The following is a 20,955-nucleotide window of genomic DNA, read 5'->3' as shown; positions in this document are numbered from 1 at the left end:
CTAATCAAATCCATGTCCTAGAATACAAAGGTTAACCCATATTATCATTATTTTTTCAAACGCTGAATGATTTATTTCTAGTTAAAAATTTTCATGCCTACACACTATGTAACTTTTATCAAGGGTAAAAGTACTATTTACAAAATGACCTATCAGGAATCAACATGGGATGATTCACCATCTCTAAAATCTTACACATTATCAAATTTTCGTACTTTGCCACAAATTCAAAATCTTGGTGAGGAAATCCAATTTGAGATGGAAGTTGTAGGAAATGTTTTGCCATTTAAAGCAAATAATTATGTTGTTGAACAATTAATTGATTGGAATAATGTCCCAAATGATCCAATCTTTGTGTTAACATTTCCTCAAAAAGGAATGCTAAAACCAGAACATTATCAAAAAATGGAAACTGCTTTAAAAAATAATTTAGATAAAAAAGAGATTACAAAAATTGCAAATGAAATTCGTTTACAATTAAATCCTCATCCTGCAGGTCAAATGGAATTGAATGTTCCAACATTAAAAGATGGAACCAAACTTTATGGGATGCAACATAAATACAAAGAAACATGTCTTTTCTTTCCTAGTCAAAGTCAAACATGTCATGCATATTGTAGTTTTTGTTTTAGATGGCCACAATTTGTTGGCATGGATGAAATGAAATTTGCAATGCAAGAAGGAGAACAATTAGTTCAATATGTTTCAGAACATCCAGAAATTTCTGATGTGCTTTTCACTGGTGGTGATCCAATGATTATGAAAGCAAAAATTTTCTCAAAATATGTTGATACTTTAATTGATGCTAAACTACCAAATCTTAAAACAATTAGAATTGGAACAAAGGCTCTAGCATATTGGCCTTACAAATTTTTAACCGATTCAGATTCTCAAGAAATGTTAGATGTTTTCAAAAAAATTACTGATAGTGGATTACATCTAGCATTTATGGCTCACTTTAATCATTTGAATGAATTATCTACAGATGCAGTAAAAAATGCAATTAAAGAAGTTAGAAAAACGGGTGCACAAATTAGAACTCAATCCCCAATATTGGCACATATCAATGATGATTCAGAAATGTGGGCAAAAATGTGGACTAAACAAGTTCAACTTGGATGTATTCCATACTATATGTTTGTAGTACGAGATACTGGTGCTCAACATTATTTTGGAATTCCTCTAGTCAAGGCTTATGATATTTTCCGAAAAGCATATTCTTCAGTTAGTGGATTAGCTAGAACCGTTCGTGGACCAAGTATGTCCGCAACCCCAGGAAAAGTACACGTCATTGGAACTGCTCAACTTAATGATCAAAAAGTAATTGTTTTGAGATTTTTACAGGGTAGAAATCCTGATTGGGTGCAAGTACCATTCTTTGCAAAATATGATGAAAATGCAATCTGGTTAGACGATTTGAAACCTGCTCTTACTGACAAATTCTTTTTTGATGAAGAAATGAAAAATTTCAAAGCAACACATCCAACTGAAGATTATCCTGAATCTTAGAATTAACCTGACCAACTTGACAATTCTAACTTACAAGACCACATTAGTAAATTAATTTACAAAAAATATCAATTGAACGCAAGTCAGATCCTACAAACGATTAAAGATGAAAACATATCTTTCATCGATTTTTGGTTTGTAGATATTTTTGGTGAACTTCACAATGTTGGAATGCCAAGTTATGCAATTGATGAAAATAGTTTTGTAAACGGACTTGAAAAATTAGATGCAAGTTCTATTGTTGGATTCAAATCTGTAAACAACTCTGATATGATTTTAATGCCGGATCCTAATTCATTTAAAATTCTTCCAAATGATTATGATCCTGGAAATAGAAAAAATGCAAGAATATTTTGTGATCTTTATGATGGCAGTACAGATAAAGAATCAAGATACACTAGAGATTCTAGAGGTATAGCTTTCAAAGCATCAGAGAAACTACAAGAATTTGGATTAACTCATACTAATTGGGGTCCTGAAATAGAATTTTTCATTTTTGATGCTATCAATGTATACCCATCACCTTATGCAGCAACTCATTCTGGTGGTGGTTCTGGATATTCAATAGAATCTAAAGAATCCCCTTGGGCAAAAGGAAATGTAAGTACTGCAATAGATATCAAAGAAGGATACTATCCATCACAACCAAAAGATACTCTTAATGGTTTTAGAAAAGATGTTTGTGAAGATTTATACAATTATTTTGGAATAAAAATTGAGGCTGAACATCATGAAGTTGCAACTTCTGGTCAGTGTGAAATCAATTTAGTTTATGATGAAATGATTACTATGGCAGATAATGTAATCGCAGTTAAAAATTTGGTAAAAGTTAAAGCTAAAAGAAAAAATAAAGTTGCAACCTTTATGCCAAAACCAATTTTTGGCGATAATGCATCTGCCATGCATACACATCAGAGTTTATGGAATAAAAATTCCAATGCAATGTATGATCAAGATGATGATGTAGCACAAATGAGTCAAACTGGTAGATATTATGTTGGAGGAATTCTAAGTCATGCTTCAGCATTATGTGCAATATCAAATCCTACAACTAATTCCTACAAACGTCTTGTTCCTGGATTTGAAGCACCAGTCAATGTATGTTGGGGATTAGCAAATCGTTCTACTGCAATTAGAGTTCCAATGTATAATCGAAATCAAGAAAAAAGTAAGAGAATTGAATATCGTGTACCTGATCCTACTGCAAATATCTATCTTTTAGAAGCTGCATTATTACTTGCAGGACTAGATGGAATCAAAAACAAAATAGATCCTGGTGATCCAGTTAAAGAAAATGTCTATAAACTCTCTACAGAAAAGAAACGGGAATACAATATTGGAACTTTACCTGTATCTTTGAAAGGTGCATTGGATTCTTTATCTAGTGATTCAGATTTCTTGGAAAAAGTTTTCACAAAAGATTTCCTTGATGCATATTCTGAACTAAAATACAAAGAATATACTGCATTTGCACAAACTCCTACAGCTTGGGAAGTTTCGATGTATGCTGATGCTTAATTGGTACAAATATCAATTATTTAACGAAAAATAGTAGAACGTTTTTAAAATCAGATTCAGTTTTTTTAGTATGCAATTAAAATTATTTATGCTATTTTTGTTAATCATACCTGGTCTATCTGGTATTGCATATGGTCATACTGTTGATGCTGTAGGTGAATATCGTGTTGAAATTGGTTGGATGAATGAACCTGTTGTATCTGGAGAAACAAATGCAATTGAATTCTATGTTAGTCCACTAATCCCATGTTCGGATATCCCTGAACCATTAAAATGTGCTGAATCTCAAGAATTTCAAAATGGGATTTCAGATTTGAGAAAAACCATTAAAATGAAATTAATTTACAAAGATGAAAGCATTACACTTCCTCTATCACCAGATCATAACATTCCAGGAAAATATTATGCATTTGTGAATCCAACAGTATCAGGATTTTACCAAGCAAATATTCTAGGAACAATAATAGAAACTCCAATCAGTCTATCAATGCATCCGCCCAAAGTTGATGAACGTGCTTACATTGAATTTCCTGAACCTGCAGATATTACAGTACAACAAATGATCGATGGCCATACTGCATTAATTGAAGATCTTAGTGAACTAAAAGATTCAGTGTCAACTCTTGAAGAATCCAAATCAAACAATATTGGATATATTGGAATAGGTGTTGGTTTTATTGGAATTGCTATAGCAATAGTTGCAATAATAAAATCAAAAAAGAATTAGATTGAATTTGTAAAGTTATTTCGTTTTCTTAATATTACATACAAAACTGCACCAATTCCAATAATGGCTATCCCGACTAGTACAACTTCAATTTCGAATTGCAATGCCATGTAAATTGTAGTTCCAAATCCAAACAGTGGCAAGATAGGAAACTTTCCAACATTAATTGGAACTCTAAATGGTCTTTCTAAAACTGGTTCTGTATATCTGAGAACTATCACAGCCAAATTTATTGCTGCAAATGTAATAACTACAGCAAAAACAACAATGTTTGCTATAATTACAATATCTCCAACAAATGCAAATCCTATAGAAGTTACCAAAATTCCAATTACTGCAATCCATGGAGTCTTTGTTTTAGGGTGAATTCTTGCAAAAAATTGTGGCAATGAATTACTTTTTGCCATTCCATACAAAATTCGTGCACCAGCTACCAATGTTATCAAAACAGTACTAGCAGTGGCAAAAAGTGCAATTAATGATAGAGTGACACTTCCATTGATACCTAAAGCACTATGAGCTACATCTGCCAGTGGGGCAGAGGACGCAGCTAATTCTTCCCAATTTAAAATTCGAATAGCTGATAATGAAACTAGAATGTAGATTATTCCAGTAATCACCACTGATAAAATGATAGCTCTTGGAATTGTTTTCTTAGGTCTCTTGACCTCCTCTGCAACATTTGCCATATCTTCAAATCCAATAAAGGCAAAGAAAATCAACACAAATGCAAGAATAATGCCTGTAATTCCATTTGGTGCCTCAAAATAATCTATAGATTCTACAGGCTCAATGGTAAATCCCAGAAATATTATCAATACTAGTCCAGCTGCAGTAATTAATGCAAATATGGTATTGGCCCATGCAGATTCTTTAATTCCAATAAAATTCACAATTGACAAAACTCCAATCAAGAGAATGGCACCAATTGTAATCGGTAAATCAATAAACTGAGTTAGATATCCCCCAAATCCTAAAGCTACAGTTGCAGCAACTATGATTGATGTTATTGCTGTTAACCAGCCAATTATGAAACCAAAGAAATGATTCTTGAATGCATTTTTTACAAAAGTGTATTCTGCAGCAGCTTTTGGAAATAAAGCTGAAAGTTCAGCATAGCTTAATCCAGCAAAAATTGCTACAACTGCACCCAACAAAAAAGAAATCCACATGGAATTTCCAGCAAAACCTGCTGCTTCACCTATTAAGACATAGATGCCAGCTCCAAGAATTAATCCAACACCGTACATGGTAAGATGAAATAATCCCATATGGCGTGTTAATTCAGACATGTATCTTCAATCCTAATGAATTAACGAATTTAATCCATATCCAACAATATACGCAACAATAGCTGCAACACTACCTATAATCAATGTGTAAATTCCTGAACGAATAATTGATTTTTTTACAATTATTCCTTTTATCATTCCAACAAGAAAGAATGCAGCACAAACACCTGCAATAGAATATACAAAAGCTTCTCCATTCAATTCTATTCCTATTATCATGAAAACCATAAACGGAATCAATGGAATTAATCCAACAAGATTGAAACCAACAAAAGTGCTTACGGAACTATGCATAGGATCTTTTTCATCTTCAATTAATCCTAATTCTTCTTTCATCATAGTATCTATCCACACCTTTCTCTTTGATGTAATTATTCTTACAACATCTTCTAACAATTCATCTTTGAAACCTTTTTCTCTGTAAATATTTCTGATTTCTTCTCTTTCTTGTTCTCCTAGATTATCAATTTCCCATTCTTCTTGTTTTCTTTTCATTTGTATGAATTCATTCCTTGCTTTTGATGCTTGATAATTTGCTGCAGCCATAGCGACTCCATCAGCAAACAAATTTGCAAATCCTAGAATTAATATTATTGCAGAGGGTAATGAGGCACCCATAACTCCTGCAACTATTGCAAAAGTTGTAACTGCTCCGTCTATAGAACCATAAATAAAATCATCAAAATGTATTTTCATTTAAAATTAGCTCAACTTTGATATTTGATTAATAAATATGAACAATTCCAATATTGAAAATCATCAATGTTTCTTATATTGAATAAATTTTGTTGTAACTTATGGCAAAGTTCAAAAAAATTCTAGTTCCCCTTGATGGTTCATCAAATTCTATGAGAGGATTAGATAGAGCAATTGAAATTGCAAAAGGTGGAGATGCAGAAATTACAGGATTTTATGTATTTCATTTACCTATAGCTGCTGGAATAAAATATACAAAGAAAATGAAAGATGAGGCACAAAAGAAAGCTGTTAAAGCTATTGGTCCCGCTATGAATAAAACTCAAAAAGCTGGTGCCACTTTCAAATACAAAACTGGTGGTGGAAATACTGGTTCTGAAATTGTCAAGTTTGCTAAAAACGGAAAATTTGACATGATTGTAATTGGTGCAAGAGGATTAGGTGGCGCAAAAGAGGCATTTCTTGGAAGCACATCAAATTATGTAATGCATAAAACTAATGTCCCAGTATTAGTAGTCAAATAGTTCAATCTGAACTTTTTTTCCATTTTTTCCATATACTTGATATTCTATACGTAATAACCTACAAGTATAGGATTTTGAAAAAATAACTTTGGTGTAGATTTTGGTAGAAAGTAATTATGATATTTTAGGAATTATTGAGGGTTCAACAGAAAAAGAAATTCGTGATGCATTTAGACGATTAGCTCTTCAATATCACTCAGATCGTGGAGGTGAAAATGAACAATTTATAAAAATTAAACAAGCATATGATGATCTAAAAATTGGTAAAAAATTTCCAGAAACAGATTATGAAAAATTAAAAAATTCCAAAGTTTATTCAGGTGATTCTGAAGCTGATGTGAGAAGAAAAAATCAGATTTTAGGTCAAGAACTATTCAAAGAAATGAAAACTGCTGAAGAATGGGCTTTTGCATTGAATAATTCAAACACTACTGCATCTAGATTGTTTGGTTCAAAAACTCTTGGAGAAATAGAATTAGAACGAAAAGCTAATGGTGCTTTGTCAATAAAGGGAAATTTTATGGCTGGAACATTTTCATATGATGGTCCAATAATTATGCAAGGAAGTATTACTAGTCCATCATGGACACAAGAATTTCAAACAAATATTCATCTTACTAAAGGAGATTTTAAATTCATTAATCCATTAGATAATAAATATAAAATTGACAATGGTGCAAAAATTACTGTTGATAATGGAAATATAGTAGTTGGAAATGTTTATGGAAGAAAATTTAAAGTTGAAGATCCTGTTCGTGTAGGTGTTTTCCAAATTCAAGAACACAGAACTCATTTATCAGCTCCCAATGGAAAAATAATTGCTGAAAATCTTGCAAATACAGTATCTCTTGAAGCAGACTCTGTTATTGTTTTGAATGTAGAAGATGATGTTATAATATCTGCAAGAGAAATTTTATTTTATGGTGGAAAATTAACATATGATTCTGAAATTATTCTAAAAGAAGGAGGAATGATACGATTTTTTGAGAATTTTTCTATTCAAGGTTTGAGTGGTGATGCAATAATCAAATTAGAAAACGGTAAAAAGATTAGATTGTTTGATCTGAAAACCAAGAAAATTAAAGATTTGGCTGATGAATTTGTATCAAACAAAGAGAATTACAACAAAGATGCTACTATGGTAGGACATGGATTTACCATCACATATGCAATGTTGGATAATCTTTCACTCAAACCTGCCAAAAAACAAAAAAAGAGTTGGGCATCAAAATTTGGTTTTTCTAAAAAATAATTAGGTTCAAAATCAATTTTTAGGCGTGATAATGACCATTCCTGATAAATATACCCAATTTTGAAAATTATTTGTGAAAAAGATAGAGGCTGTAATTAAAAGAAAAAATTTTCCTACAATTAAAACCAATTTAGCTGCTGTAGGGACATACATTATTGATAAACGAAATTTAGATGATAGTAATATCTACGATGAATCATTGGGTTCTCGTGCTGGCTCTACTGGATTAAAATCTGTTCCATTAGCAAAAATCGAAATGGTAGTTTCTGACAAAGATGCAAGAAAAGTAGTTGAAATGATTTCAAAAAATTCTGGGCTATCATCTAATCATGGAGGAAAAATTTTCGTCTCTGAAATGGAAGAAGTAGTTGATATGGAAACACTTGATGGACAACAAGATCTTGAAATTCCTTCACAAGAAAAAATTGAAACAAAACAATTACCTAAACGAAGTAGATTTGTTCCACTGCAAAAATTCACTTTAAACAAACTACAAATGACTTATGAAGAAAATAAAGAAACACTTCGAGATGATTATAGAATTAAATCCTTTAGTGATTTTGTAAATTATTGTATAATGAAATCATTACCAACAATAGAAAAACAACTAAAAAACCCTACAATTATTTATGAAAATAATTTTGGTGATTTTTAATAATAACCGTTAAACAAAGCTAATCCAACTAACGTCATTCCAACTGCTGCAAGTACTAATTTAGCAATAAAAATTTTGGACGGTCTCATATAACTAAACCAACAAGTAGTGGTATAACAATAATTCCTGCAATTGCAATAACTTTCAGGATATCTTTTGATTCTAAAGGTTTCAACTCTTCTCTGTGAAATAATTTGCTTTTACGAATCGAATTAATGTTCATATCTTTAGATTGTGCTTTCTCCTTCTTCCTCTGTAGCAATATCCACTGCACGTAAAATTTGAGAAACAAAGATTTTACCTACTCTGCCATGTTTTTTGATAATGCTAATCACTTCATCTTCTTCTGCATCTGAAATTATGGCTTCTAATCTGTATTTTTCACTAAATTGAGGTACAAAAATTTCACTTCCTTTTGAGGCGTGAATCTCAGGTCCTGGTTTCTTTCCTCTTCCTCTTACTTTAGATACTGTAAGGCCACCAATGCCGATTTTTTTTAATCCTTCACTAATTGCCATGACATCGTTTTCTCCAAGTATGACTTCTATTTTGAGCATTTAGTTATTGTACTGTAATTTACACAAATATAATTTCTGATTTTGATAATCAAATGATAATCAAATGATAATCAAATTTAGTCATTGTTATTAATTTAAAATTCGGATTTTTATCATGGTTCTGGATTCTGGAGATACAGCATGGATGCTTGTCGCAGGCAGTCTTGTGCTTTTAATGATCCCCGCATTAGGTCTCTTTGAATCTGGACTTTTGAGAAAGAAGAATGCAGCATCAATTTTCATGCAGATCTTTTTTGGTTTAGCACTTTTGAGTGTCATGTGGTTTATTTTTGGATTTAGTATTTCCTTTGGTGATTCAACTGAAGGATTAATTGGAAATTTTGATTGGGTATTTCTTAAAGGAGTTCCATCTGATGCCCCATTGGAACAATATGCACCAACAATTCCTGGAGTATTGTTTGTTAAATTCCAATTAATGTTTGCAGCAATTACTCCACTGTTACTTACAGGAACTATTGCTGAAAGAATGAAGTTTAGTTCATTTATTATATTCATTGCTGCATGGTCTATGCTAATCTATTATCCTCTAGTCCATTGGGTTTGGGGTGGTGGATGGTTAGCAGATCTTGGTGTAGTTGACTTTGCTGGTGGTATTGTAATTCACACAAGTGTTGGTATGGCAGCTCTTGCTGCCGCACTAGTACTTGGTAAAAGAAGAAACTATGGTCCTGCAATCATGATTCCTCATAGTATTCCACTTGCTGTTCTAGGTTCTTCATTATTGTGGTTAGGATGGTTTGGTTTTAACGCAGGTAGTGCACTTTCTGCATCAGGTGGAGTTGCTGGTAATACAGTAATTGTTACTCACATGGCATCATCGGTATCTGCATTAATTTGGGCAGGACTTTCATGGATTAGAACTGGAAAACCATCAGTTGTAGCTACAATTAACGGTGCAATTGCAGGTTTGGCTGGAATTACTCCTGCATCAGGATTTGTTAGTGCCGAACATGCTTTCATTATAGGAATTGCAATAGGTGTAATCTCATACTCTGGTGTAGTACTTTTCAAAGAAAAGTTACACATTGATGATGCACTAGATGTCAGCTCTGTTCACGGTGTTGCAGGTATTGTTGGTGCGTTAGCTATAGGAATTTTTGCAAGTACTGCAATTAATCCTGGAGGAGTGGATGGATTACTCTTTGGAAATCCAGATCAACTTTGGATTCAAGCCGTTGGTGTTGCTGTAGCAGCTGTAATGGGATTTGGTGGAACTTGGGTGATTCTTCAAGTGTTGAAACGTACTATAGGCATTAGAGTTTCAGCTGAAGTTGAAGATATTGGTCTAGACATTAGTGAACATGCTGAATCTGCGTATTCTGATGAGGAAGAATTCTTGTTAGATATGGATGATTATACAGATGAGTTACAAGAAAAGGATGAAATACTATTCAAAAAGAAATCTAAGAGTGATAAAAACTGACAGTAAACTTTGATGATTTATCAAAACAGGTACTTGATCTAGATTCTCAAATACGATTTGCAGGTGTCGCAAATAGTAAGGGTGAGATGATTGCAGGTGGACATAAAGAAAATGTTGAAAAGATGTTGGTTGGCGATGAGGTAAACATGTCAATTCATTATGCTTTACAAAAAAGAGATCTTTACACTAACTTGGCATACAAAATTGGTTCTGAAAAATCATCAATTACAGAATATGAAAAAGTTACAATGATTAGTATTCCAATTAACTCAAGTGAAATATTTATGATAAGTACTGAACCCAGAGCAGACTATTTGAAAATAATTGATTTTATTCATGCTACGCTAAAAAATTCTGAATAATAGCTAAATCTAGCCTCAAAAAATCCGTTTTCAAATTAAAAATATTATTTTCTTCTAACTTCAAAAATACTGTAACCATATTTCTTCTTCATTTCAATGGAACAAAACTGTGTAAATTCGTATTCATCAAAGTCTTTCAATATTTCATATAGATTGATGCCAACTACTATGCTGTTTTTAGGACAAAGTGAATTTATTTTAAAACATCTGTTTACTGTTGGACCAAAAATATCTGAAATTTTTGAAGTGGTGCTCTCTGCTACTTTAACAGCACCATATGTTGCACTAATTTTGTAATCTAAAGCATCAATATTTTCAGCATTAAGTTCTTTTTTCAGTTCATCATGAGCTTCAATCATACTCAAACAACATTCTAAAATATTTTTCATTGCAGCAGTATCTTTTGAATCAACATTTGCAAATCTAAACATCAGAGCATCTCCAATATTTTTTACTACTTCTCCATTATGTTTTCTAACAATTTTTGCCATGAAGTTGAGAAAAATTTCGTACATTTTACTAACATCATCATCAGATAATTTTGATGATATTCTAGTAGAGTCTGTCATATCAATAACGCCTACACAATCATTTTGTTCATGTTGAGAAAATTTCAACAATATGTCTTCCTGCTGTTTAATCACATCTTCTTTTTCTTTAATTTCGATTAATGATTCTTGTAATTTTTGTGCCATTGAATCAAATGCATGAGATAATTCACCAATTTCATCACCCGTTGTAATGTTGGTCCTTACTTCAAAATCTCCACTAGCAATTTTGTTGGCAGCACTTTTCAGTTTGAGAAGTGGTCTAGAAAGTGATTTTGATATTCCAAAAGCAGCAATTCCCATTCCTATGGTGATGACTATTCCAGTTTGAAATATTCTATCTTGAAGAATATCAATTGGTTTTTCAACTTCAGCTTTATCAATTTCAACTAGTAATACTATGCCTAAATCATCTGCACAATATGATGATCCATAAATTGGAACATTTCTATAATCTTCATAAAATCCTAAAAATTCTTCCCCGTTATTGAAACATTGTTGGACAGCAAAAGTATCAACTTTTTGTTGGAAAACAACATTTTCTAAAAATCTAGATTCAGATAACATTAAAAATTGATTATTTACAATGTAAACTTCACCAGATTCCCCTAATCCACTTCTGTTGATTAGAACATTATCGATTGAAGCTGTTCTCATTCTTGAAATGATTACGCCAATTGGTTCATCTCCAATTTTACTATCATCCGCAAAAATAGGTGATACCACAATCATTTTTTTACCTACTTCAGCTGATTCAAATTCTATAAACGATTCTTTTAACCCTCTCTGAAAAAATTTATCTCCAATAAAATTTTCATCAGAAATTCCACTTAGAGAAAAGAATACTTTTCCATTACTGCCAATTATTTTTGTATCCTCAAAACCAATAGAGAATCCAATTAATTCTTGAAATGCTTGAACTTGAATTAGAAAGTCTCTTCGATTACTTTCTTTGAATTCTTTTAGTTCATCTTCTGGAATCTGATTCATTTCAGAAACTAGTAACTGAATCATAGGATCATTTGCAAGAATATTATTTTGTTCAATTCTTGATTCAAAAAGTAATCTTAGTGTGTCTCCTCTAACTATGGATTCTCCCAGTAATTGATCTCCTGCCCTTTCTTTTAGGATTTGATCAGCATAATTGAAACTAAGAAATGCTGTAATGGATAAAGTAACAATAGATACAATGAGTACTAAGAAAATGAGTTTTTTACCAAGATTAAATGAAATTGACATTTTTGTTCTATGTTTATTCTATAGGAATATCAACTCTTCTTAGGTATATTATGCCTGTAGTAATTCTTTGAATTGATAATTACTTGCAATATTGAAAATGACATCAAGTGTTTAATTAACTAAATTGTGCCTCTAAAATATGAAATTTTTACTATTTTCAATTATTTTTCTATTGGTAGCCATACCCTCTTTTGCCTATTCTGATGAATACATTATTGATATTCCAATAGGAGCATACAATCCTGAACTAAATACAGTAGCTGAAGTATGGTATGATCCTCCTCAACTGTTTGTAACTGCTGGTGATACAGTTACTTGGTATAATGATGATAAAGAAGGTCATACTGTTACAAGTGGAGAAGGCTCTGGAAGATTTGGTTGGATGAGTGATAACTTTGGAAAACCTGACGGTGTTTTTGATAGTGGTAGATTTATGCCAGGAGAATCTTGGTCATACAAATTTGAAGAGTCTGGAACTTTCTCTTATTATTGTACTATTCATCCATGGATGGAAGGAATTTTAATTGTTGAAGAACAAATTCCTGATTATCCACATGATGCAACAGGGAAAAAACTAGAGTTTCCATTATTACAGTATACTCCAGATAGAAAAATTGAAGTTAATCTAACATGGGATCCTCCTGTAATCAAAACTCATGAAAAAATCCAATTTGTTTATCAATTTTATGATCCACAAACAAACTCTAATCTTGCAGAAATGAAATATAATTTTATAATATTTCAAAATGGCAAAGAAATTCTTAGAGATGAAGGATTAAGTCAGATTGGGGGAGATTATAGAAATTTTGTTTTTAGCGAATCTGGTTCTATTATAGTAAGAGTTGAAGGAATTCAATCTCCCTCAATTTTTGCTGAGGAAAGTGTTACTGTTTTTGGAGAAGTTGAAAGTAAAGAACAACGTTCTGTTGATTTTACCACGGCTGTTTATGATAATCCTGAAAAATCATCTCACGAAACTTATCATACAAAACCTGCTCAAAGACTAACAACCTATTACGAATTAATGTTATTCATAATTCTAATCCCAGGTGTTATGTTTTTGATTGCAATGTTTTGGTTAAAGAAAAAACCAAAAATTAAAGATGACACACCAGGCGCTGTTAAAATCTAAAATAATAAAAAGAAATTAAAAATTGATGAACTAATCTAATCGATTAATTCAGTCCAACCTTTGACGAAGACTGAGTTCTTGTAGAGTGGAACTGGTTGTCCAACAGTAAAGTCCATTGGTCGCATCCAAAAGATTGCTTTTGTTGGGCATACACCAATGCATGCACCATCAGAAATACATCTTTCTGGGTAGAAGACAAATGCTTTACCTCTCTTCCAGCCTTCAACTGGTTTTACTCTAAGGACATCTGGTCCAAGTGTGGTACAGATTTCTACACATAGTGCGCATCCGATACACATTTGTTCGCTGATGTCTGGAATAATTCCTACTGGCATAACGAAATTAATTCTTGATTTGTTCTTAATATAATTTGCCTAAAAATATCACTCTATAACGGCGTTTGATATTTTATAACGGCGTTTAATTTCTGATCGCTTGAAATATCTAGCAAAAATCCTCTTTGATTTATTTCAAGTTGCCTTCTGTAATATCTAACGATCTAATTTTCAAGTGATTTTCACTTTTTCTAAGAAAATAAACACCTGTTTTTTCTGACTTGATGATGTGTTTTCCACCTGGAGATAATACCCATCCCTTGTTTTCTTTTTGTCTAGCCATTCCTGTTATCAAAATAGATGATTTTGTATGATTTCCTATTGAAGATAACAACATCACACATGAATTTATGAAGATGGCTGATTCTAAATCATCAAACTCATTGTATACTCCGTTAAATGAATCAATTATCACCAAACATCTCTCTGTTGAGACTTGGGAAATTATTTCAGATAGTTTTTTCTCCCAATTTCTTTTATCAGGAGAAAAGATAGTCACATTTTCTTTTTTTGGAATCATTCCAGATTGAATATATCCAGTAAATAACAAATCCATATCCACAATAATTACTGGATCCTCAGTTGAATTGATTAATCTATTAAGAAATTCAATTTTGTGAAATGGTTTTGAACATAATATGATATTGGGATTATTCTGTTCAAATTTAATTTGAATTTCTGTTAAATCATTTTCTATAATCTGCTCAGGATTTTTATCCAACACCAGTTTAGGATTTTACAGATATAATAATGAATTTAATATCAAAAGATATTTCAGGTGATTTTCCAGTATCAGATAAAATCTATCTAAATAACGCATCTGTTTCTTTAATGCCTACTCAAAGTATTGAGGCCATGAAAGAATTTCTCATTACTTACAATTCAATTGGTCCTGATTCTAAAGATTCTGAACCTTTTGTTACTGAAAAACTACAAAGTGTACGAAAAACTATAGCAAAAATAATTTCTTGCCAACCTGATGAAATAATTCTTACACAAAGTACAACTGATGGAATAAATTTTGTAGCAAATGGATTAACCTTTGATGATAATTCAAACATAATTATTCGTGGAATGACCCATGAACATCATTCTAATTTTTATCCTTGGATCAAACTAAAGGAAAAAATTTCAATACAAAATTTACCTATTGATGAAAATGGATTTTTTCAACTAGATGACTTGGAATTATTTGTAAATCAAAATACAAAATTAGTTGCACTTAGTCATGCTTTGTATAATACAGGCTCAATTTTGCCTGTAGAAGAAATAGGAAAAATACTTGATGGCAAAGTTCCATTTTTTCTTGATAGTGCACAAACAATAGGATGTATTGGAGATATTGATGTATCAAAAATAAAGTGTGATTTTATGTCCTTTAATGGATCTAAATGGCTTTGTGGCCCAATGGGTACAGGATTATTCTACTGCAACAGAAAATCAAGTGAACTGTTAGAACCAAAAACAATTGGTGGAGAGTCGGCAATTATTTATGATGACTCTAAACTTGCATTCAAAGAATTGCCAGATAAATTTCAAACTGGTTTTAGAAATTATGTTGGAATAGTAGGACTAGCATCATCTGCAAACTATATGTTAAATTTGGGAATGAATAATATCCGTGAAAAAATTCAGTATCTTTCTACTTTGTTTAGAGAAGAATTATCAAAAATTCCAAATATTATGTTGTATGGACCTGATGATCAAAATCTTAGAACTAGTATTGTTTCATTTAACATTAAAGGATTTGATTCCCAAGAAGCTGTAGACAGACTAGAAAAACAAAATATCATTTTGGCTGTAAGAGAAATTATGGATAAAAAAATTATACGAGCATCTCCTCACTTTTTTAATACTGAACCTCAAATGCTTGAAGTTATTGATGCAATAAAGAAACTATAAGTTATCTTGTTCTTCTATTACCATCATAGTTAGTGTTGATTGAACTTTGCTGATTTTTCTAACTTTGTTAGTAATGATTGCACGTAGCTTTTCGGCATCATTAGAGGTTAATTTCAAGACAATATCGTATACACCGTATACACCTTGAACCTCAAATTTGATATCTTCTTCAGCAAGAATTTGCTTTACTTCGTTGATAATTGATTCATCTGATCCTAAATCAGAATTCAATAGAACATATGCTGTAGGCACAAGGGTTTTTTTCATCAGACAGTATTTAACCTTTCATTGTTCAAAAACTGATTAATCACTAATGCGTTCTGTTGATGTGAAACCAATAGATTTGTCACTTACAATATCTGAATCCATACCAAGTTTTCCTGGATCTCCTACTCCACAATTCATTGATTGGTCAGATATCAAATCAGATGGATACAATCTAGAATTATTATTTCTGAGTTCACATACTGGTACACACCTTGATGCACCATATCATTTTGATAAAAAAGGACCAAAAATTAATCAAATTCCACTTGAGAGATTAATTGGAAAAGGTATTCTCATTAAACTCAAAAAATCAAGAAATTCATCTATCACAAAATCTGATATTATATCATTTGAAAAAAAGAATGGTGAGATTCCCGATCATTCATCGTTGTTTTTCTATACTGGATGGCAAAAAAATCTAAAAAAACAAAATTATTTCACCGAAAATCCTGGATTAGATGCATCAGCTGCAAAATATTTTGTTTCAAAAAAAATTAACCTAGTTGGAATTGATTCACCCAGTATCGATATTGGAAAAGATGAATCATTTAGTGTTCATCATATTTTATCAAAAAATAATATTTTGATAGTTGAAAATTTGACAAACATGAATAAAATCAAATCAATTGGATTTACCTTTACAATTCTTCCATTAAAACTAAAAGATGCTACAGGTTCACCTGTTCGTGCAGTTGCATCATGATTGTCATTTAGCAATACTAAAAATACAGAATTAATCTAATCATATCATGAGTAAACCTGGAAATATCTGGAGAAAAGTTCATGGAAAAATCGCTAAAAAACCAACTAACTTTTCGTGGCTAATTGAAGAAAAATTAGCAGGCTCAGGTATTCCAACTAGTTATGATGAATTTGATTGGCTCATGAATCAGGGAGTAAAATCAATTGTTACCATGACTGAGCAAGCATTGCCTGATGATTGGGTTAAACACATTGGATATCTTCATGTACCAACTCCTGATTTGACAGCTCCTGATATGGATAGAATAGATTCTGCAGTAGATTTTATTCATGAACAAATTAAAAATGAACAAGCAGTAATGGTTCACTGTGCGGCAGGAATGGGAAGAGCTGGAACAATTCTTGCATGTTATTTTATCAAATACGAAAAATTTTCTGCAGATAATGCTATTAAAAAAATCCGAGATGAAAGACCTGGTTCAATTCAATCTGAAGTACAAGAATTAGCTATCGGATTTTATGAAAAACATGTAAGAAATTAGTTTAAACAGACTCTGAAACTAGTTTACCATCAACTATTTTGATTTTCATAGTTTTACTATCTGTAAAAGTTACTGTTAATTCGTCATTTGAATCAGACTCTTCAATTTTTACAATTTCTTTCATTTTGAATTCTTCAACATCTATCATTCATTTTCACCTATTCTGGAATTGACACCGTCTCAATTTTCCCATCTGCTACTTTAATGAACAAAAATCTATTATCTTTCATAATGAAAGTAATTCCACCTTCTTTATCAGGATCTTCTATTTCAAGAAGTGGTTGTCCTAGCAGACCATCGTATTTTGCCATATTAATTCACCAAAAAAGTTCCTTATATCCCTAATTGATTGTGATCTCAAAATCACTTGAGCTATTTTTGATACTCCCAGTTTCTGTAAAATCGTGTTTTTGCCAAGAAGCAAAAGCTTCTGCACTTATCTTATGAGTTCCTTTTCCTAAATCGGATGCTTTGAAGACAAATTTTTCATTAAAATCAAATAATTCCTGTCTAACTTCTTCCTCTGATAGTCTGATAAATGGCTCAAAGTTTTTGGCTACCTGTACCCAAATTCGTCTATCTTTCATTGGATTGACTAGTTTAGGATTTCTTGTCCAAAAAATTGATGCCTTTCGATAAGTATCAATTGTCCTTCCCAATTCCTTCTTTCTTAATCCGCCAGTAGTTAATTTAATACCAAATTTCAATTTGAATGAAACATCATTGTTGTTGTAGGCTTTGGTCCAATTAGCCTCATTGAAGGCATTTCTAAGGTCACCTTCGACTGAAAATTGGACATTTATCTCGACATTTTCATCAGATGAGTAGGTATCCTTTGATTTTACTAATTCGATCGCTGAAATCTTGCTTTCTGCCATGTTCCCGCTCATAATGATTTATATCCGCAATAAGTGCTTTTTCTGAATACATGAACGCACAAGTGATCAGTTCTGAACCTAAAGAAATCAGCCTTTCAATCACCGAAACTGATATCGGAATTTTATACATTATTCAGCATGAGCTGCTACAAGCATCAAGTACAGATTTTGCAGGTGTAATTGTAAAACATCCTCTTACCAATGAATGTTGGATGAGAGTTAATTCTAGTTCAAAACCACTCGGTGAAATTAAAAAAGCAACAGATTCAGCAATCAAAATGGCTCAAGAATTCAACCAACTATTCCATTCTAAAATTAAGGTAAATTAGATTGAAGTTTTGCCCCAAATGTGAGGTCAAATTAAAAAATAGTGGTTCAGGCCTCCAATGTTCTAAATGTGGATATACTGAAGGCGGAGAATCAAAACCCACAAAAAAAATTCCTGCTGAAGAAGAACCAGATTTTTCCTTGTTAGCTTTTGAGGGAGATGAAGGAGAAGACACAAATCCAACAGTCAAAATTGACTGTGAAAAATGTGGTCATGATGAAGCAGTAGGTTGGATGTTCCAAACCAGAAGTGCAGATGAACCTACAACTAGATTCTATCGATGTCAGAAATGTAAATACACTTGGCGTGATTACACATAACGTTTAACTTGTACATAAAGAGAAGAAAATTGATTTGACTTTTGGAGCAAAAACTAGTGGATCAGATGATCTTAAAGCTATAATATCTGCAATCTCTACTTTGGTTGAAGAAGCAACTTTTGTAGCTACAGCAGAAGGAATTACTTTTAGAGGAATGGATCCTTCTCACGTTGCTTTAATTGATATTTCTTGGCCAAACTCTGCATTTGAAAAATATGAATGTGATAGCGATATTAAATTCGGTGTAAGAATTGACGAATTTTCAAAACTGATCAAGAGAGCTGATAAAAAAGATAGCATAGAGATTAGTATCTCTGAACAAAATATGTTGCTTGTAACAGTTGGAAAAAATAAAAAATACAAAATGCGTTTAATTGAAAGTTCTGCAACTGATACCCCACTACCAAAAATTCCATATGATTCAAAAATCGTTTTAACTTCTTCAAAGTTTGATAAAATTCTTGGAGATGTACAAGTTGTATCTGATTATCTTACTATTCAAACATCTGACTCAAAAGGAGATTTTTCAGGAAAAGGTGATTCAGGCGAAGTTGTCATTGATTTAGATAAAGATGATAAAGAAATTGAAGAAATTTCTTCCAAAGAAGACAGTGAAGGTACTTACAGTCTTGAATATCTTAATCCTGTAGTAAAAGCTGTAGGCTCAAACGCAGGCTCAATTACTTGTGAATTTTCAAGTGCAAAACCTCTCAGAATCGAATTCAAAGTCGCAAATATTGGCAGAATTCACTTTTACTTGGCTCCACGCGTAGAAAGTTAAAGCATTTAAAGATTAACTAGTTCAGGTATTTTGAATTGAGACTTGTAATAAAATATGGTGGAACATCAATTTCTGCCACAAAAGACATTCAAGCAGTAGCTAAACATCTCAATGATTTATCAAAGAAACATCAAATTGTTGTAGTATGTTCTGCAACTAGTGGTACTACAGATGATTTAATAGAAATTTCAGAATCAATAAAAAAAGAAAACAAATCTAAAGCAGAACAACTTGCATCAAAAATTACCAATAGACATAAACAATTAGCTAAACAGACAATCAAAAAACCTGACATAAGAAAAAAATTACTTTCAAAATTCGATGAGGATTTTGATGAACTTGTTGCACTAATTGATGGAATGGTGTTGTTAGGCGAAGTAACTCCTAGAACGATGGATTATTTATTTTCATTTGGAGAAAGGCTGTCAATAAAATTAGTTTCATCAGCAATTGCAGACTCTGGAAAAAAATCAATTCCTCTTACAGGAAAGGAAGTAGGAATTGTAACTGATTCAAACTTTGGTGAATCAAAACCACTCATAGATACAACTAGATTAAGAGTATCGAAAACTGTAGATGCTCTATTCTCAAAGAAAACAATTCCTGTTGTAGGGGGATTTGTAGGTGCTGATCAACATGGACATGTAACTACTTTTGGTAGAGGTGGTTCAGATTATTCTGCAACAATTGTAGGTTCTTGCATCAAAGCAGATGAGATTTGGTTAATGAGTGATGTAGATGGATTGATGACAGCAGATCCTAAAATTGTAAAAAATGCAAAATTACTCAAAGAAGTATCATACATTGAAGCAATTGAAATGGCTCTATTTGGTGCAAAGCAAATACATCCACGAACATTTGAGCCTCTAATCACAAAGAAAATTCCAATGAAAATTAGAAATTCTTTCAATATCAAAAATGAAGGAACTCTAGTTTCAGCATCAACATCCTCAGCTGTAAAAAATACTGTAAAGTGTGTCAGTAATGTACGAAATAATGGATTAATTGATGTCCAAGGAGGTAGTATGGTTGGAACTCCTGGAACTGCAGCAAAAATATTTGCAACTTTAGCAAAAGCTGGAATCAATGTAATGATGATCTCACAAAATCCATCTGAATCAAGTATTACAATTGTAGTCAAAAACACTGATCTTGACAAAGCTGTTAGTGCATTAGAATTAGAATTACTGGGTAAGATTATCAAAAAATTAGATATTACCACAAATGTTGCAATCATTGCACTAATTGGATCAGGAATGAGAGGAACTGTGGGTGTTGCTTCGAAAGTTTTTGGTGCAATTGAGAAAAATAAAGTAAATGTATCAATGATTACACAAGGTTCTTCTGAACTTAATCTAGCATTTGTTGTAAAAAATTCTGATACCAATGCAGCTGTACGTGCATTACATAATGAATTTGCACTAGACAAAATCATTTAAGGGAAT

General features: G+C 32.0%; 26 protein-coding genes. 16 read left to right on the top strand and 10 right to left on the bottom strand.

What is annotated here, in order from left to right; genetic code table 11:
* Positions 1–144: 144 nt before the first annotated feature.
* From C5F47_RS09475 to C5F47_RS09465, 3 genes are all read left to right on the top strand, one after another.
* Complete coding sequence (locus tag C5F47_RS09475) at positions 145–1,509, top strand: KamA family radical SAM protein (RefSeq protein ID WP_179361843.1); 1,365 nt, start codon at positions 145–147, stop codon at positions 1,507–1,509.
* Positions 1,510–1,581: 72 nt separating this feature from the next.
* The gene (gene glnA / locus C5F47_RS09470; protein ID WP_179360818.1) at positions 1,582–3,027 is read left to right on the top strand and encodes a type I glutamate--ammonia ligase; all 1,446 of its coding nucleotides are present in this window, start codon (positions 1,582–1,584) and stop codon (positions 3,025–3,027) included.
* Positions 3,028–3,097: 70 nt separating this feature from the next.
* Positions 3,098–3,754 (top strand): hypothetical protein, encoded by a 657-nt coding sequence (locus tag C5F47_RS09465; protein WP_179360817.1) that lies wholly within the window; start codon positions 3,098–3,100, stop codon positions 3,752–3,754.
* On the opposite strand, the gene C5F47_RS09460 is transcribed toward C5F47_RS09465, so the two are convergent.
* Both C5F47_RS09460 and C5F47_RS09455 read right to left on the bottom strand, forming a co-directional pair.
* On the bottom strand, positions 3,751–5,046 hold the full coding sequence (locus C5F47_RS09460; RefSeq protein WP_179360816.1) for an APC family permease: 1,296 nt from the start codon (positions 5,044–5,046) through the stop codon (positions 3,751–3,753). The genes C5F47_RS09465 and C5F47_RS09460 overlap by 4 nt on opposite strands.
* Positions 5,047–5,058: 12 nt before the next feature.
* The gene (locus C5F47_RS09455; RefSeq protein ID WP_179360815.1) at positions 5,059–5,742 is read right to left on the bottom strand and encodes a VIT1/CCC1 transporter family protein; all 684 of its coding nucleotides are present in this window, start codon (positions 5,740–5,742) and stop codon (positions 5,059–5,061) included.
* Between the two features lie 101 nt (positions 5,743–5,843).
* Here C5F47_RS09455 and C5F47_RS09450 point away from each other — a divergent pair, with 101 nt between their 5' ends.
* From C5F47_RS09450 to C5F47_RS09440, 3 genes are all read left to right on the top strand, one after another.
* Complete coding sequence (locus tag C5F47_RS09450) at positions 5,844–6,266, top strand: universal stress protein (RefSeq protein WP_179360814.1); 423 nt, start codon at positions 5,844–5,846, stop codon at positions 6,264–6,266.
* A 100-nt stretch (positions 6,267–6,366) separates the two neighbouring features.
* Positions 6,367–7,518, top strand: coding sequence for a J domain-containing protein (locus C5F47_RS09445; protein WP_179360813.1), 1,152 nt, complete (start codon positions 6,367–6,369; stop codon positions 7,516–7,518).
* Between the two features lie 73 nt (positions 7,519–7,591).
* Positions 7,592–8,173, top strand: coding sequence for a P-II family nitrogen regulator (locus C5F47_RS09440; protein WP_179360812.1), 582 nt, complete (start codon positions 7,592–7,594; stop codon positions 8,171–8,173).
* A 227-nt stretch (positions 8,174–8,400) separates the two neighbouring features.
* Here the strand turns inward: C5F47_RS09440 and C5F47_RS09435 are convergent, their stop codons facing one another.
* Positions 8,401–8,730, bottom strand: a complete 330-nt coding sequence (locus C5F47_RS09435) for a P-II family nitrogen regulator (RefSeq protein ID WP_179360811.1) — start codon at positions 8,728–8,730, stop codon at positions 8,401–8,403.
* Between the two features lie 115 nt (positions 8,731–8,845).
* Here C5F47_RS09435 and C5F47_RS09430 point away from each other — a divergent pair, with 115 nt between their 5' ends.
* Positions 8,846–10,174, top strand: a complete 1,329-nt coding sequence (locus tag C5F47_RS09430; RefSeq protein WP_179360810.1) for an ammonium transporter — start codon at positions 8,846–8,848, stop codon at positions 10,172–10,174.
* On the top strand, positions 10,171–10,536 hold the full coding sequence (locus C5F47_RS09425) for a DUF6659 family protein (RefSeq protein WP_179361842.1): 366 nt from the start codon (positions 10,171–10,173) through the stop codon (positions 10,534–10,536). Before C5F47_RS09430 ends, C5F47_RS09425 begins: the two co-directional genes overlap by 4 nt.
* Positions 10,537–10,580: 44 nt before the next feature.
* Here the strand turns inward: C5F47_RS09425 and C5F47_RS09420 are convergent, their stop codons facing one another.
* Complete coding sequence (locus tag C5F47_RS09420) at positions 10,581–12,323, bottom strand: HAMP domain-containing protein (protein WP_179360809.1); 1,743 nt, start codon at positions 12,321–12,323, stop codon at positions 10,581–10,583.
* Between the two features lie 139 nt (positions 12,324–12,462).
* Between C5F47_RS09420 and C5F47_RS09415 the strand changes: the two genes are divergently transcribed.
* On the top strand, positions 12,463–13,455 hold the full coding sequence (locus C5F47_RS09415) for a cupredoxin domain-containing protein (RefSeq protein WP_179360808.1): 993 nt from the start codon (positions 12,463–12,465) through the stop codon (positions 13,453–13,455).
* 35 nt (positions 13,456–13,490) lie between these two features.
* Here the strand turns inward: C5F47_RS09415 and C5F47_RS09410 are convergent, their stop codons facing one another.
* The gene (locus tag C5F47_RS09410) at positions 13,491–13,790 is read right to left on the bottom strand and encodes an ATP-binding protein (RefSeq protein ID WP_007402606.1); all 300 of its coding nucleotides are present in this window, start codon (positions 13,788–13,790) and stop codon (positions 13,491–13,493) included.
* Between the two features lie 130 nt (positions 13,791–13,920).
* Complete coding sequence (locus C5F47_RS09405) at positions 13,921–14,514, bottom strand: hypothetical protein (RefSeq protein ID WP_179360807.1); 594 nt, start codon at positions 14,512–14,514, stop codon at positions 13,921–13,923.
* Positions 14,515–14,540: 26 nt separating this feature from the next.
* Between C5F47_RS09405 and C5F47_RS09400 the strand changes: the two genes are divergently transcribed.
* Positions 14,541–15,692 carry an aminotransferase class V-fold PLP-dependent enzyme gene (locus C5F47_RS09400; protein ID WP_179360806.1) on the top strand — a complete coding sequence of 384 codons (1,152 nt, stop codon included), beginning with the start codon at positions 14,541–14,543 and terminating at the stop codon, positions 15,690–15,692.
* Here the strand turns inward: C5F47_RS09400 and C5F47_RS09395 are convergent.
* Positions 15,687–15,944, bottom strand: a complete 258-nt coding sequence (locus tag C5F47_RS09395; RefSeq protein WP_179360805.1) for an Lrp/AsnC ligand binding domain-containing protein — start codon at positions 15,942–15,944, stop codon at positions 15,687–15,689. The two genes, C5F47_RS09400 and C5F47_RS09395, sit on opposite strands and share 6 nt — an antisense overlap.
* Before the next feature lie 76 nt (positions 15,945–16,020).
* Between C5F47_RS09395 and C5F47_RS09390 the strand changes: the two genes are divergently transcribed.
* Together C5F47_RS09390 and C5F47_RS09385 are read left to right on the top strand one after the other, a co-directional pair.
* Positions 16,021–16,662 (top strand): cyclase family protein, encoded by a 642-nt coding sequence (locus tag C5F47_RS09390; RefSeq protein WP_179361841.1) that lies wholly within the window; start codon positions 16,021–16,023, stop codon positions 16,660–16,662.
* Positions 16,663–16,708: 46 nt separating this feature from the next.
* The gene (locus C5F47_RS09385; protein ID WP_179360804.1) at positions 16,709–17,203 is read left to right on the top strand and encodes a dual specificity protein phosphatase 23; all 495 of its coding nucleotides are present in this window, start codon (positions 16,709–16,711) and stop codon (positions 17,201–17,203) included.
* Between the two features lies 1 nt (position 17,204).
* Here C5F47_RS09385 and C5F47_RS09380 read toward each other — a convergent pair whose 3' ends face one another.
* The 3 genes from C5F47_RS09380 to C5F47_RS09370 are packed head-to-tail and all read right to left on the bottom strand — an operon-like array spanning position 17,205 to position 18,081.
* Positions 17,205–17,351, bottom strand: a complete 147-nt coding sequence (locus C5F47_RS09380) for a hypothetical protein (RefSeq protein WP_179360803.1) — start codon at positions 17,349–17,351, stop codon at positions 17,205–17,207.
* 10 nt (positions 17,352–17,361) lie between these two features.
* Complete coding sequence (locus C5F47_RS09375; RefSeq protein ID WP_179360802.1) at positions 17,362–17,514, bottom strand: hypothetical protein; 153 nt, start codon at positions 17,512–17,514, stop codon at positions 17,362–17,364.
* 30 nt (positions 17,515–17,544) lie between these two features.
* A complete protein-coding gene (locus C5F47_RS09370; RefSeq protein WP_179360801.1) occupies positions 17,545–18,081 on the bottom strand; it encodes a hypothetical protein in 537 nt (178 codons plus the stop codon).
* A gap of 50 nt (positions 18,082–18,131) precedes the next feature.
* On the opposite strand from C5F47_RS09370, the gene C5F47_RS09365 reads away from it, so the two are divergent.
* Genes C5F47_RS09365 through C5F47_RS09350 form a run of 4 tightly spaced genes read left to right on the top strand, consistent with a single transcriptional unit; the run spans position 18,132 to position 20,949 of the window.
* Complete coding sequence (locus C5F47_RS09365) at positions 18,132–18,410, top strand: RpoL/Rpb11 RNA polymerase subunit family protein (RefSeq protein ID WP_179360800.1); 279 nt, start codon at positions 18,132–18,134, stop codon at positions 18,408–18,410.
* Between the two features lies 1 nt (position 18,411).
* A complete protein-coding gene (locus tag C5F47_RS09360) occupies positions 18,412–18,729 on the top strand; it encodes a transcription factor S (RefSeq protein ID WP_179360799.1) in 318 nt (105 codons plus the stop codon).
* A 34-nt stretch (positions 18,730–18,763) separates the two neighbouring features.
* Positions 18,764–19,510, top strand: coding sequence for a proliferating cell nuclear antigen (pcna) (pcn, locus tag C5F47_RS09355; RefSeq protein WP_179360798.1), 747 nt, complete (start codon positions 18,764–18,766; stop codon positions 19,508–19,510).
* 35 nt (positions 19,511–19,545) lie between these two features.
* Entirely contained in the window at positions 19,546–20,949 is a 1,404-nt protein-coding gene (locus C5F47_RS09350) for an aspartate kinase (protein ID WP_179360797.1), read from the top strand.
* Positions 20,950–20,955: the final 6 nt, after the last annotated feature.

This window comes from Nitrosopumilus cobalaminigenes, assembly GCF_013407145.1.
Taxonomy (GTDB): domain Archaea; phylum Thermoproteota; class Nitrososphaeria; order Nitrososphaerales; family Nitrosopumilaceae; genus Nitrosopumilus; species Nitrosopumilus cobalaminigenes.
This window is presented reverse-complemented; position numbering and strand designations above follow the sequence as displayed.